The 13,384-nt window shown below is 65.0% G+C and carries 9 protein-coding genes and 1 pseudogene; 6 read left to right on the top strand and 4 right to left on the bottom strand.

Going from position 1 to position 13,384, the window contains the following annotated elements; all coding sequences use genetic code 11:
• Positions 1 to 76 precede the first annotated feature (76 nt).
• The 4 genes from FNJ84_RS02405 to FNJ84_RS02390 all read right to left on the bottom strand — a co-directional run bounded on the left by FNJ84_RS02405 (position 77) and on the right by FNJ84_RS02390 (position 4,099).
• Entirely contained in the window at positions 77 to 964 is an 888-nt protein-coding gene (locus FNJ84_RS02405) for a LysR family transcriptional regulator (RefSeq protein ID WP_143791307.1), read from the bottom strand.
• A gap of 92 nt (positions 965 to 1,056) precedes the next feature.
• Positions 1,057 to 2,583 carry an ABC transporter permease gene (locus FNJ84_RS02400; protein WP_143791306.1) on the bottom strand — a complete coding sequence of 509 codons (1,527 nt, stop codon included), beginning with the start codon at positions 2,581 to 2,583 and terminating at the stop codon, positions 1,057 to 1,059.
• Positions 2,573 to 3,229 carry an ATP-binding cassette domain-containing protein gene (locus FNJ84_RS02395; RefSeq protein ID WP_143791305.1) on the bottom strand — a complete coding sequence of 219 codons (657 nt, stop codon included), beginning with the start codon at positions 3,227 to 3,229 and terminating at the stop codon, positions 2,573 to 2,575. The genes FNJ84_RS02400 and FNJ84_RS02395 overlap by 11 nt, the downstream gene beginning before the upstream one ends.
• Positions 3,230 to 3,232: 3 nt before the next feature.
• A complete protein-coding gene (locus FNJ84_RS02390; RefSeq protein ID WP_143791304.1) occupies positions 3,233 to 4,099 on the bottom strand; it encodes a putative selenate ABC transporter substrate-binding protein in 867 nt (288 codons plus the stop codon).
• 329 nt (positions 4,100 to 4,428) lie between these two features.
• Between FNJ84_RS02390 and fdnG the strand changes: the two genes are divergently transcribed.
• From fdnG to selB, 6 genes and pseudogenes are all read left to right on the top strand, one after another.
• Positions 4,429 to 7,512, top strand: coding sequence for a formate dehydrogenase-N subunit alpha (fdnG, locus tag FNJ84_RS02385; protein WP_143791303.1), 3,084 nt, complete (start codon positions 4,429 to 4,431; stop codon positions 7,510 to 7,512).
• The gene (gene fdxH / locus FNJ84_RS02380; RefSeq protein ID WP_143791302.1) at positions 7,509 to 8,495 is read left to right on the top strand and encodes a formate dehydrogenase subunit beta; all 987 of its coding nucleotides are present in this window, start codon (positions 7,509 to 7,511) and stop codon (positions 8,493 to 8,495) included. Before fdnG ends, fdxH begins: the two co-directional genes overlap by 4 nt.
• Positions 8,495 to 9,181: a formate dehydrogenase subunit gamma gene (locus FNJ84_RS02375; RefSeq protein WP_143791301.1), complete on the top strand. Its 687-nt coding sequence runs from the start codon at positions 8,495 to 8,497 to the stop codon at positions 9,179 to 9,181. Before fdxH ends, FNJ84_RS02375 begins: the two co-directional genes overlap by 1 nt.
• A gap of 40 nt (positions 9,182 to 9,221) precedes the next feature.
• Entirely contained in the window at positions 9,222 to 10,136 is a 915-nt protein-coding gene (fdhE, locus tag FNJ84_RS02370; RefSeq protein ID WP_143791300.1) for a formate dehydrogenase accessory protein FdhE, read from the top strand.
• On the top strand, positions 10,136 to 11,503 hold the full coding sequence (selA, locus tag FNJ84_RS02365; protein WP_143791299.1) for an L-seryl-tRNA(Sec) selenium transferase: 1,368 nt from the start codon (positions 10,136 to 10,138) through the stop codon (positions 11,501 to 11,503). The genes fdhE and selA overlap by 1 nt, the downstream gene beginning before the upstream one ends.
• Positions 11,500 to 13,308 (top strand): annotated as a pseudogene (selB, locus tag FNJ84_RS02360) (selenocysteine-specific translation elongation factor); the annotation flags it as partial. The gene selA and the pseudogene selB, both read left to right, overlap by 4 nt.
• Positions 13,309 to 13,384: the final 76 nt, after the last annotated feature.

Raw genomic sequence — 13,384 nt, 5'->3', positions numbered from 1 at the left:
GAATGTCGACGCAATCAAACCGATCTGGTATTCCAAAATCAATATCGTTATTCCGTTGATTGATAGAATTTATCTATCAACGAAGGGCTGACAGTTCTCGCGCTTCGCGCAGCAGGGCGTCCAGCACGGGGGTATGCGGCTCGCGATAGGGGGCGACCAGCCCGACCTTGTGCGGAGCCTCGGGCGATGACAGCGGCACGAGGCTGACGGCCTTGCCGCCGGCCAGAAAGCGGGCGCTGTCCTCGGGCAGGACGGAAATGCCGCTGCCGGCCTCGACCGTGGCCAGCAGAACGACGGTGGAATTCGATTCGATCCAGGCATCGGGGGCAAGGCCAGCGGCGCTGAAATTGCGGTTGATGATGCGGCGGTTCTGCATGTCGGGGGTCAGCAGGCACAGCCTTTCGCCCTGCAACTCGTCCCAGCTGACCGAAGCCCGGCCGGCAAAGGCCGAGTCCGCGGCGCAGACCAGCATGTATTTTTCCTCATACAGCGGTTCGGTGCTGACCCGGCCCATCGGTTCATTGTCCAGATAGGAAATTCCCGCATCCACATCCAGATTGTCCAGCATCGACAGGATCTCGGCCGAGGTGCGCGACAGGATGGTAAAGCGCACATTGGGATGTTTCGCGCTGAACCCCGTGGCCAGTCGTGACGCCCATGTCAGCGCGGTGGGGATGGCGGCGATGCGCAGGCGGCCGGAAAGGCCGTGGCGCTTGAACCGCATTTCGTCCTTCAACTGCCGGGCATCGCCCACGATCTTGCGCGCCCAGACCAGCGCCGTCTGTCCCTCGGGCGTCAGGCCACCATAGCGCGAGCGGCGGAAGATAAGCTGGACGCCCAACTGATCCTCCAATTGGCGGATGCCGGTCGACAGCGTGGGTTGAGTAATGCCAAGGCTGGTCGCGGCACGGCCGAAATGGCCCTCTTTCGCGACGGCGATCAGCATTTCCAGTTTGTCCAGCATGATAGGAAAATCCGATGGTGTGGGCGTTATTCGATCAGCATTCCCGCATGTAGCCGCGGAAGTGCCGCCGAAACAACAGCCCTTCGACCCGGTCAGCCGGCATTGGGCAGCCCCTGGGCCACTGGCAGCACGCCGCCACGCCCCGGCGCGCGCAGGCGGCCTGCGCCAAGGCGGGCGCGCAGGCTGCGCGACAGCGCATCGACGGCGGCGGTGACAAACCCGGTGGCGATCAGGATCACCATGGCGCGGTCCAGCCGCAGCTCGGCAATCGCATCGTCAAGGAAAAAGCCCAGTGTCGCGATGCCCAGAATGCCCATGATGGCGCTTTCGCGGATCATGATTTCCCACCGATACAGGCAAAGCGCCACGAAATTGCCGAACAGCCGGGGCACGATTTCCCAGCCCCACAGCGTCAGCCCGCGCGGGGCATCGGGGCGCAGGGGCAGCCCGCGCGCCTGCCGGCCAAGCAGATGGGCGATGATCGCGCCGTTATGCAGGCCAAGCGCCAGAATGGCCGGCAGCATCGACGGGCCGAACAGCTGAAGGAACAGATAGGCCAGAATATATTCGGGAAAGGATCGCAGGATCACCAGCCACAGATGCCCCACGATTGCGCCCGCGCGTCCCATCACGCGCGGCACGATCAGCGCCTGCCCCAGAAAGGCCACCACACCGGTCAGCACCAGCGCCAGTTGCGCCACGACCATGGTTGCGAAAAGCCCCGGCAGGATTGCATCGCGCATCAGATCGGCCAGCCATGGCCACAGCGCGGCCGGGTCGCCCTGCCGTAACGGCGCGGGGATGATATCGCTGCTGAGAAACCGCCACAGCGCGCCCGATCCCATGGGCGGCGATTTGACCTGCGCCAGCATGACAGCCGCCGCTGCCAGCCAGATCAGCACCGCGCGGGGCCGCATCCACAGCCGCAGCGTCGCGATCAGGGTGATATAGACCACCATGATCGCCCCTGCCGCACCGTATTCGCCCTGCTTGAAAAAGCTGTCCAGCTGAAAGCCAAGTGTCGGCAGCCCGACAAAGCCCAGCACGGCCGATGACCGCAGCCCGCATTCCAGCCGATACAGCGCATAGCCGGCCATCTCGGCCCGTGCCAGCGGCGCCCGCGCCCACAGAAACCGCGTCAGCGCATCGACGCGCGGCCCCAGCCAGTCTGCGGGGCGGGGGTCGGCCTCGTCCAGAATCTCGGACAAAACCTTTGCGAAGATGCCGCCATAGGGCAGTGCGATGGCCAGGACACCGGTGGCCACGCCCATGCCCAGCACCTGCATCAGCATCAGCGCCCAGAAAAGCTCGTGCACGGATCGCAGGGCGATGGCGGTCCAGCGGATTGCGCGAAAGCGATAGAAGGGCGCCATCAGCAGGCCCAGAAACCCGCCAAGGGCGACACCGGAAAGGGCAAAGGCAAGGGTCAACGCGGTGGCGCGGGCGATCTGTTCCACGGCGCCGAAATCGGGGCGCAGAAATCCAGCTGCCATACGCGCCAGCGCCTGCCAGGGGTCATGCCCGGCGGTGGTCAGGTCGGCGAAGGGCAGGCACAGCGCGGCCACGGCCAGAAAGCCCGCGACAACGCCAAGTCGTGACAGGCGCCGCCTAGCGGGCATAAAGCGCCTCTATCTGATCGCGCGGAGTTGTGGCCGGGCCATCCAGCACGATCCGCCCCCCGTTCAGCCCGATCAGCCGCGTGGCCATGCCAAGCGCCAGCCCGACATCATGCAGCGCGATGATGGCGGTGGGAAAGGCATTGCGGATCACGGTGGCCAGCGCCTCGGCCTGTGCGGGATCGACGGCTGACAGCGGTTCATCCGCGATCAGAACATCGCCACCGCGATACAGGGCGCGGGCCAGCGCCACGCGCTGTTTCTGGCCGCCAGACAGGGTTTCGACGGCGCGGTCGGCCTGAGATGTCAGGCCGACGCTGGCCAGAACGGCCAATGCCGCCGCCCGGTCGGCGCGACGCGGGCGGACCAGCGTGGCAAGGTTATAGACCGCGCCGTGATCGTCCAACCGCCCCATCAGCACGTTCCGCAGCGCCGAAAGCTGCGGCACCAGCGCGTGATCCTGCGGCACCAGCGCCACTCGCAGCCCCTGATCCATCAGCGCCAGCCGCGCCGCCGCCAGCAGCGTCGATTTGCCCGCGCCGCTGTGGCCCAGCAGTGCGACCCATTCGCCGGTGGCGACATGCAGGTCGATGCCGCGCAACACAGGCACGGCGCCATAGCCCAAATCGGCGGCGTTCAGCAGATGCAAGGTTTACTCCAGCAAATCCAACTGGCGGGCCACATCCTCAATCGGGGCGAAATCTGCGTTGCTGGCCGGAATGAACCCCTTGCGCGGGAATGTGGCCAGCAGGTCGGGATCATCCATGCCGATCAGCGCAGCCTGAACCTTGTCGGCGAAACCCTCGCCCCAACGCTGATCCACGTCGCCACGGATCGTCCAGTTGTAGTCGGGATAGGGCGGCGTTTTCCAGATGACCTTGGCCGTCTGAACCTCTGGCGCGTTATCCGCCACGGCCTGATCATAGACCGCGAAATTCAGCGCACCGATCTGCCACGCGCCAGATGCGACCAGCCGCAGCGTCTGGCTGTGATCGCCCGAGAAACCGACGCGGCTGAAAAAGCTGTCAGGTGCTTCGCCGGTTTCCTCGCGGATATGATATTCCGGCATCAGCCGCCCCGAGGTCGAGGTCTTGGCGCCGAAGGTAAAGGTCATGCCGCGCGCCGCATCGGGGAAATCGGCGGATTCGGTCAGCCCCGTCTCGGTATTGGCGATGAAATAGCTGACGAATTCGCGGTCTTCCTCGCCCTGCGCGATGGCGCGGGCGTCGGGCACGGCAAGACGTGCCTGCACGCCCGACAGCCCGCCGAACCAGGCAAGCTGGACCTGATCGTTGCGGAATGCGGTGACGGCGGCGGGATAGGATTTCACCGGCACGAATGCGACCGGAACGCCAAGCTGGTCCGACAGATATTCCGCCACCTTGGTAAAGCGTTCGACCAGTTTCGTTTCATCCTCGTCAGGGATGGCCGAGAAATAAAGCATGTCCTGCGCCCTGGCTGTGCCAAGCGTGGCGGCAAGAGCGAGGGCGGAAAAAAGCAGGCGGGCGGGCAGGCGCATGGTGTCTCCTTGCAAGATGCGGATTTTCGGGGTCAGCCGTGGCGAATGCGCGCCCCTGCAAGGTATCGCGCCGCCAAGAAGCTTTCCCGACAAACCCCTGACGGAGAGACCGGCGGCCTGTTGCCGCAAAGCCCGAGCGCCGCCGGCGCATCGGTCTGTCGGCGGGGATCATAGCACCCGTGGCGGGCGCGGCAAGCCGGTGGCGCGGGATGCGATCCGCGCTGCCTGAGGTTGCAGGTGCAGCGTGTCTTTTCCTTGACTTAGCGCCCGCAGCTTCGCACGATGCTGCTATACCTATCGTTATGACAGGCAAGGAGGAGGAGGGTCACATGAATATCGACCTTTCGCGTCGCGGCTTTCTCAGGCTGGCGGGCGCGGGGGTTGCTGCGACCTCGCTTGGGGCCATGGGCTTTGGCGAGGCAGAGGCGGCAGAGCTGGCGCATGTGCGCGCCTTCAAGCTGGCCACCACGACGGAAACGCGCAACACCTGCCCCTATTGTTCGGTCGCCTGCGGCGTGATCATGTATTCCAACGGCGATGTGAAGACCGGCGAAACCGCCGAGATCATCCACATCGAGGGCGATGCCGACCATCCGACGAACCGCGGAACGCTGTGCCCCAAGGGTGCGGCGCTGAAGGATTTCGTCAAGGCGCCGACCCGGCTGACCATGCCGCGCCATCGTGCCGCCGGGGCTTCCGAGTTCCAGGAAATCAGCTGGGACGAGGCGCTGACCAAGATCGCCCGCGCGCTGAAGGACGATCGCGACGCCAATCTGGTGCAGACCAATGATGCGGGCGTAACGGTCAACCGCTGGACCAGCACGGGCTTTCTGGCCGCTTCGGCCACCACCAATGAAACCGCATGGCTGACCTATAAGGTGGTCAGGTCCATGGGGATCGTCGGATTCGATAACCAGGCGCGCGTTTGACACGGCCCCACGGTGTCCAGTTTGGGCCCGAGTTTTGGCCGTGGAGCGATGACCAACTCCTGGACCGATATCAACAACACCGATCTGGTGATTGTGATGGGCGGCAATGCCGCCGAAGCCCATCCTTGCGGCTTCAAATGGGTGACCGAGGCTAAGGCCAATCGCGGCGCCAAGCTGATCGTGGTCGATCCGCGTTTCAACCGCACGGCTGCCGTGTCGGATTACTATGCGCCCATTCGTCCGGGCAGTGACATTGCCTTCCTGATGGGGGTGATCCGCTGGCTGATCGAAAATGACAAGGTGAACCACGAATATGTCACCAACTTCACCAACGCGCCTTTCCTTGTGAAAGACGAGTTCGGCTGGAGCGATGGCCTGTTCACCGGCTATGACGAGGAAAAGCGCGACTTCGACAAGTCCAGCTGGGACTACAAGATCGGCGCGGACGGCTTTGCCGAGGTCGACATGACCTTGTCCGACCCCCGCTGCGTCTGGAACCTGCTGAAGGCGCATGTCGACGTCTATACGCCGGAATTTGTCGAAAACATCTGCGGCACGCCAAAGGACAAGTTCCTGGCGATCTGTGCGATGATCGGTGAATGCAGCGCGCCCGACAAGGTCATGACCTCGATGTATGCGCTTGGCTGGACACAGCATTCCAAGGGTGCGCAGAACATTCGCGGCATGGCGATGGTGCAGCTGATCCTGGGCAATATCGGCATGCCGGGTGGGGGGATGAACGCGCTGCGCGGACATTCCAACATTCAGGGGCTGACCGATATCGGGCTGATGTCGAACCTGATCCCCGGCTATCTTTCGATCCCAACGGAACGCGATGTGGACTGGACGACCTATATGTCCACCAAGGGGTTCAAGCCGCTGCGTCCGAACCAGACGAGTTACTGGCAGAACTATCCCAAGTTCATGGTCAGCTTCATGAAGGCCATGTGGGGCGACAAGGCCACGGCCGAGAACGACTGGGCCTATGACTATCTGCCCAAGCTGGATGTGGCGACCTATGACATCCTGCGCATGTTCGAGATGATGAAGCAGGGGCAGGTGAATTTGTATTTCTGTCAGGGCTTCAATCCGCTTCTGTCCTTCCCGAACCGGGCCAAGCTGACCGAGGCGCTGTCGAACCTGAAGATGCTGGTGGTCATGGACCCGCTGGCGACCGAGACGGCGCATTTCTGGCAGAACCACGGCGAATATAACGACGTGGACAGCGCGGCGATCCAGACCGAGGTGCTGGAGCTGCCGACGACCTGCTTTGCCGAGGATGAAGGCGCGCTGGTCAATTCGGGCCGCTGGCTGCAATGGCACTGGGCCGGTGGCACGCCACCGGGCGAGGCCAAGCACGATACCTGGATCATGGCGGGCATCTTCCAGAAGGTGCGGCAGCTTTATCAGGAAGAAGGCGGGGTTTTCCCCGATCCGATCCTTGACCTGAACTGGGATTACGCCGATCCGGCCGAACCCACGCCCGAGGAACTGGCGCGCGAATTGAACGGCCGCGCCTTGCAGCCGGTCTATGACCCGGCTGACGCGACCAAGGTTGTGACCGAGGCGGGCAAGCAATTGCTGAACTTCAGCCAATTGCGCGACGACGGCTCGACCATGTGCGCGTGCTGGATCTATTCGGGCTGCTGGAACGAGAACGGCAATAACATGGCGCGGCGCGACAACAGTGATCCAAGCGGCATGGGGGTCCATGCCGACTGGTCATTCTCATGGCCGCTGAACCGCCGGATCCTGTATAACCGGGCCTCGGCGGATTTGCAGGGCAAGCCGTGGGATCCCAACCGCAAGCTGATCGAATGGACCGGCGAACGGTGGGAGGGCGTCGATGTTCCCGACATCTCGCCCACGGCAAAGCCGGGCGAGGTCGGCCCCTATATCATGAACCCGGAAGGCGTATCGCGCCTGTTCACGCGGGGCATGATGCGCGATGGGCCTTTCCCGACGCATATGGAGCCCTTCGAGGCACCGATTGCCAATGCGCTGAACCCGCAACTGCGCGGCAATCCCGCCGCACGGGTGTTCGAGGGCGACATGGCGCAGTTCGCGACCAGCGAGGAATTTCCTCTGGTGGCGACCTCGTACCGCCTGACCGAGCATTTCCACTATTGGACCAAGCACAACCCGGTGAATGCCGCGTTGCAGCCGCAAGCCTTCGTGGAAATCAGCGTCGAGCTGGCCGAGGAAAAAGGCATCGCCAATGGCAGCCGCGTGCGCATCTGGAGCAAGCGCGGCCAGATCTGGGCCAAGGCCGTGGTGACGCGGCGGATTCGGCCGCTGACCTGCGATGGCAAGACCATCCATGTCGTCGGCATTCCGTTGCACTGGGGCTTCATGGGTGCCGCCAAGAAGGGTTGGGGGCCGAACAGCCTGACGCCCTTTGTTGGTGATGCCAATGTCGAAACGCCCGAATTCAAGGCCTTTCTTGTCAATGTCGAACCCGCAGCAGAGGAGCCGGTGGCATGAGCGATACCGCACCTCAACCGACGACGGCGGCCGCGAACCCTCCGGTTCAGGCGCTGGAGGGAAATCTGGGTCCGGCGGCCGTGGTTCGATCCTCGGCCGGCGGCCCGGTCTCGACCGAGCCTGCGCAGATGACCAAGGTTGCCAAGCTGATCGACATCAGCAAATGCATCGGCTGCAAGGCTTGCCAATCGGCCTGCGTTGAATGGAACGACACCCATCCCGAGGTGGGCGTCAATACCGGCAGCTATCAGAACCCGCATGATCTGACGCCCGAGATGTTCACCCTGATGCGGTTCGAGGAATGGGTGAACCCGGATACGAATGATCTGGAATGGCTGATCCGCAAGGATGGCTGCATGCATTGCGAGGATCCGGGCTGCCTGAAGGCCTGCCCGGCGCCGGGTGCGATCGTGCAATATTCGAACGGAATCGTGGATTTCATCCACGAGAACTGCATCGGCTGCGGCTATTGTGTGACCGGCTGTCCCTTCGACATTCCCCGGATCAGCAAGGTCGATCACAAAAGCTATAAATGCACCTTGTGTTCGGACCGGGTTGCCGTGGGGCAGGGGCCTGCCTGCGCCAAGGCCTGCCCGACACAGGCCATCGTCTTTGGTACCAAGGACGACATGATCCAGCACGCCAATGGCCGGATCGAGGATCTGAAGTCGCGCGGCTATGACAATGCCGGGCTTTACGACCCGTCGGGGGTGGGCGGCACGCATGTGATGTATGTGCTGCCTCATGCCGACAAGCCCTCGATCTACAGCAACCTGCCCGAGAACCCGAGCATCTCGCCGGTGGTCGAGGGTTGGAAAGGCGTGACCAAGACCGCCGGCGTGGCGGCCATGGGCGTTGCCGCCGCAGGCGCGGTGCTGATGTCACTGTTCACGCGGGGCAATCGCGTCGCCGAGCATGATGAAGAGGCCGCCGAACGCCTGGTTGAAACCGACCTGAAACATGATGGGCGGGGGGAAAGCTGATGGCCGGGACCAGATATTCCGAACGCGGCGATCATATCGAAACCGTCGATCCGGTCACCGTCAGTCGTTATCGCGGCATCACCCGGCTGAACCACTGGGTAACCGCGATTTCGTTGATCGTGCTGGCGCTGTCTGGCTTGGCCTTCTTCACGCCCTCGCTGTATTTCCTGACCGGGCTGTTCGGGGGCGGGCAGACGACGCGCTGGCTGCATCCGATCATCGGTGTGGTGCTGTTCTTCAGCTTCCTGCTGCTGTTCTTGCAAATGTGGCGGCTGAACCTGCCCCGGCGCGAGGATCGGGTCTGGGTCGCCAATATCGGCGAAGTCATCAAGGATCAGGAAGAAAAGCTGCCCGAGCTTGGGAAATACAATGCCGGGCAGAAATTCGTATTCTGGGCGATGACCATCCTGATCGTCGTGCTGATCGTCTCGGGCATCATGATCTGGCAACAGTATTTCCCCGATCTGGTCACCATTCCAACCCGCCGAATCGCCACGCTGGTGCATTCGCTGGCGGCGGTGGGGATCATCCTGGTCTTTATCCTGCATGTCTTTGCCGCGATCTGGACGCGCGGTACGCTGCGGGCAATGACGCGCGGCTCGGTCACTGGCGGATGGGCGTGGAAGCATCACCGCAAATGGCTGCGCGAAGTGGCTGGACGCCAGAACGAGGGCCCGGCAGAGTAGCCGGGCCACAACCCCAGTGGCCGGTCGGCCCGAGGAGATTATGACCACTGATCTGAATCCTGACCCAACGGTCATCGGCGGCGTCCCCAAGGCGCCGCTGGCTTTTTTGCCCCGGCCCGCGCGTCTGTTCGCCGATCGCGCCAAGCGTTTCGTCTTTCTGGCCGACAGCGGCCACCGGCTTGCGCCCTATCTGACCTTTCTGGCGGCGCTGACGGGGTTGCAGGGGCGGCTGCTGGCCGAGCTTCCCGCCATTGAACCCATCGGTCGCGACCGGGTGGATCTGGCCCGCGCCAACCGCATGCCTCCGGTGGACCGGGCCGCGCTGGCGACCGATCCGCTTTTGCATGACACGCTGACCCGGCTGTGCGATGCGGCGCAATCGCTGGACATGCCCGAACCCGCGCGGCTGGCCTTGCAGGCGGTGATTGCGGGTGATGCTGCCGACCGGCACTGGCTGGTCGAAAATATTCTGGCCGACCGCATCCCCGAGGACAGCGCAGCGCCGCATCTGTTCGCGGCGGCGGCGGTGCAGCTGCATATGGCGCGTCTGGTCGGGGCGCTGAACGCCGCTGATCTGGTGCCGATCAGCACCGGCATCTGCCCGGCTTGTGGCGGCCGGCCCGCAACATCCAGCGTGATGGGGCCGCAGGGGATCGAGAATGTCCGCTATGCGACCTGCAACTGCTGCGCGACGCAGTGGAACGAGGTGCGGATCAAATGCCTGTGCTGCGGTTCGACCAAGGGCATAAGCTATCGCTCGGTCGAGGCCGAGGATGCCGTGATCAAGGCCGAGGTCTGTTCGGAATGTGACAGCTGGGTCAAGATCCTGTATCAGGTCAAGAACCACAGCCTCGATCCCATCGCTGATGACGTGGCCAGTCTGGGGCTGGACATGATGATGAAGGATACGGCGTTCCGGCGCGGTGGCGTCAATGCCTTCATGGCGGGATATTGATGGCGGGCTTTCGCGCCCTGCCATCGGTCGATCAGCTGCTGCAAACCGAAACCGGGCAGTCGCTGATTGCTGCCCATGGCCGGGCGCTGGTCACCTCGGCCCTGCGCGCCCGGTTGCAGGCCGCGCGGGCCGCGATCCGCGATGGCGCCGATGGGACGGTCGAGGCCGCGCGGCTGCCGCATCTTGCCGCCGCCGATCTGGCCGCAGCGGCGCAGTCGAAATTGCGGCCCATGCTGAATCTGACCGGCACCGTCCTGCATACCAATCTGGGCCGGGCTATCCTGGCCGATCAGGCCATCGCCGCCGCCAGCGCCGCCATGGCCGCGCCGCTGGCGCTGGAATTCGATCTGGACGGCGGCGGGCGCGGCCAGCGCGACGACCACTTGCGCGGCTTGCTGTGCGACCTGACCGGGGCCGAGGACGCCACCATCGTCAACAACAACGCCGCCGCCGTGCTGATCGCGCTGAACACGCTGGGGCAGGGGCGTGATGCGCTGGTCTCGCGCGGCGAGTTGATCGAGATCGGCGGCGCCTTCCGCATGCCCGACATCATGGCCCGCGCCGGCGTGCGGCTGGTCGAGGTCGGCACCACCAACCGCACCCATGCGCGCGACTATCAGGCCGCGCTTGGCCCCGAAAGCGGGCTGATCCTCAAGGTGCATACCTCGAACTACCGGATCGAGGGCTTCACCGCCGAGGTTCCCGCCCCCGAACTGGCAGCCATCGCGCGGGCGGCCGGGGTGCCTTTGCTGAACGATCTGGGCGCGGGGTCGCTGGTCGATCTGTCGGCTTTCGGTTTGCGGCGGGAACCGACCGTTGCCGAGGCCGTTGCCGAGGGGGCCGATCTGGTGACCTTTTCGGGCGACAAGCTGCTGGGCGGGCCTCAGGCCGGGTTCATCGTCGGGCGGCGCGACCTGATCGCGGCGATCAACAGGAACCCGCTGAAACGCGCGCTGCGGCTGGACAAGATCCGCATTGCCGCGTTGCAGGCGACCTTGCGCCTTTACCGCGACCCGGACCGGCTGACCGAAAGGCTGCCGACGCTGCGCTTTCTGGCGCGGCCTCAGGCCGAGATCGCCGCGCAGGCCACCCGGCTGGCACCGCAGGTCGCCGCGCTTCTGCCCGATTACAGCGTCGATGTCTGCGATTGCGCCAGCCAGATCGGCTCGGGCGCGCTGCCGGTGGATACGATCCCCTCGGCGGGGTTGCGGATGAACGGCGCGGGCGGGGATGCGCCCAACCGGCTGGCCGCGCGGTTGCGCGCGCTGCCCTGCCCGGTGATCGGCCATATCCATGATGGCGCGCTGATCCTTGATCTGCGCTGCCTCGACCGGGATGAGGACCTGCTGGGGGCGCTGGCGGGATGATCGTCGGCACGGCGGGGCATATCGACCATGGCAAGACGGCGCTGGTCAAGGCGCTGACCGGCACCGATGCCGACCGGCTGGCCGAGGAAAAGGCCCGCGGCATCACCATTGATCTGGGCTTTGCCTATGCCGATCTGGGCGGCGGCGCGGTGACCGGATTTGTCGATGTGCCGGGCCATGAACGGCTGATCCATACCATGCTGGCCGGCGCGGGTGGCATCGACCTTGCGCTGCTGGTCGTGGCTGCCGATGACGGGGTGATGCCGCAGACGCGCGAACATCTGGCGATCCTCGACCTGCTGGGGATCAGGCGCGGGATCGTGGCGCTGACGAAAGCCGACCTTGCCGATGGCGTGCGGCGCGACATGCTGCGCGCTGAAATCGCGGCGACGCTGGCCGGATCGGGTCTGGCCGATGCGCAGATCATCCCGGTTTCCGCGCTGACGGGTGAGGGGATCGACGACCTGCGCACAGCCCTGATCCAGGCCGAAGCCGAGACGACCCTGCGCAATGCCTCTGGCCCCTTTCGGCTGGCCGTTGATCGCAGCTTTACCCTGCCAGGGGCGGGCACGGTTGTCACCGGAACGGTGCTGACCGGGCGGGTGTCGCAGGGCGATCAGGTGACTGTCAGCCCCTCGGGCCTGGCCGCCCGGGTTCGCGCCATCCACGCCCAGAACCGCCCCGCGACCGAGGGGCTGGCCGGGCAGCGTTGCGCGCTGAACCTGGCCGGTGAGGGCATCACCAAAGACGCGATTCATCGCGGCGACCTGATCCTGCCGCCTGCGCTGCACGCGCCGACCGACCGCATCGACGCCATGCTGACCGTGCTGGAAACCGAGCCGCGCGCCATCGGCACCTGGTTTCCCGCCCGGCTGCACAGCCACGCGGTCGAGGCTGGCGCGCGGATCGTGCCGCTGGCCGATCCCATCGCGCCGGGCGAGACCGGGCCGGTGCAGATCGTGCTGGACCGGCCGATTGCGGCGGCGGCGCTGGATCGTTTCATCCTGCGCGATGTCTCGGCCAGCCGGACCATCGGTGGCGGCCAGTTCGTCGATCTGCGAGCGCCCGCGCGCAAGCGGCGGCTGCCCTCGCGGCTGGCGCTGATTGCGGCCGGGTGCCATGCCGATCCCGCTGTTGCGTTGGCCGGGATGGTGCAGGTCGCCCCGGTCGACATGCCGGGCTTTGCCCGTGACCGCAGCCTGTCACCCGATGCGGCGCTGCACGCGGCGCGGGCTGCCGGGGCCGAGCGAATCGGTGATCTGGCGCTGGCTGTCGATCAGGTCACGGGGCTGCGCGCGGCGATGAAGCGGGTGCTGACCGAATTTCACGAGGAAAACCCGGATCTGCCGGGTCTGGGACGCGAAAAGCTGCGCCTGTCGCTGACCCCGCGCCTGCCCAAGCCTGCCTTTCTGGCCCTGCTTCAGGCCGAGGCTGCCGAGCATGGCGCGGTGCTGGACGGCGCCTTTGTCCGCCTGCCCGGCCACGAGGTCAGGTTGTCGCCCGAGGACGAGGCGCTTTGGAACCGCATCGCCCCCGCATTGTCGGGCGAGATGCGCTTTCGCCCGCCGCGGGTGCGCGACTTTGCCACCGATTTCGGTGTCGACGAACGCGAGGTCCGCCGGGTGCTGAAGCTGACGCAAAAGCTGGGCCGCACCGATCAGATCGCGCGCGACCACTTCTTTGCGCGCGCCGTTACGGCCGAAATGGTTGCCATCATCTGCGATGTCGCCGCCGGCGCCGAGGGCGGCTGGTTCACCGCACCGGCCTTTCGCGACCGCGTTCAGAACGGCCGCAAGGTCGCAATTGAAATTCTTGATTTCTTCGACCGCAATGGCGTGACCTTGCGTCGGGGCGATCTGCGTCGCATCAATCCGCACAGGG

Origin of the sequence: Paracoccus sp. M683 (assembly GCF_007096355.1) — a bacterium.
In the GTDB taxonomy this organism is placed as follows: domain Bacteria; phylum Pseudomonadota; class Alphaproteobacteria; order Rhodobacterales; family Rhodobacteraceae; genus Paracoccus.
The sequence above is the reverse complement of the archived record's forward strand: the minus strand, read 5'-3'. Positions and strand labels throughout refer to the sequence as shown.

What these genes read in the sequence shown, in the direction of transcription:
- FNJ84_RS02375 (WP_143791301.1), top strand. Translation starts at nt 8,495, where the DNA reads ATGGCCGGGACCAGATATTCCGAACGCGGCGATCATATCGAAACCGTC.
- fdhE (WP_143791300.1), top strand. Translation starts at nt 9,222, where the DNA reads ATGACCACTGATCTGAATCCTGACCCAACGGTCATCGGCGGCGTCCCC.
- selA (WP_143791299.1), top strand. Translation starts at nt 10,136, where the DNA reads ATGGCGGGCTTTCGCGCCCTGCCATCGGTCGATCAGCTGCTGCAAACC.
- FNJ84_RS02405 (WP_143791307.1), bottom strand. Translation starts at nt 964, where the DNA reads ATGCTGGACAAACTGGAAATGCTGATCGCCGTCGCGAAAGAGGGCCAT.
- fdxH (WP_143791302.1), top strand. Translation starts at nt 7,509, where the DNA reads ATGAGCGATACCGCACCTCAACCGACGACGGCGGCCGCGAACCCTCCG.
- FNJ84_RS02390 (WP_143791304.1), bottom strand. Translation starts at nt 4,099, where the DNA reads ATGCGCCTGCCCGCCCGCCTGCTTTTTTCCGCCCTCGCTCTTGCCGCC.
- FNJ84_RS02400 (WP_143791306.1), bottom strand. Translation starts at nt 2,583, where the DNA reads ATGCCCGCTAGGCGGCGCCTGTCACGACTTGGCGTTGTCGCGGGCTTT.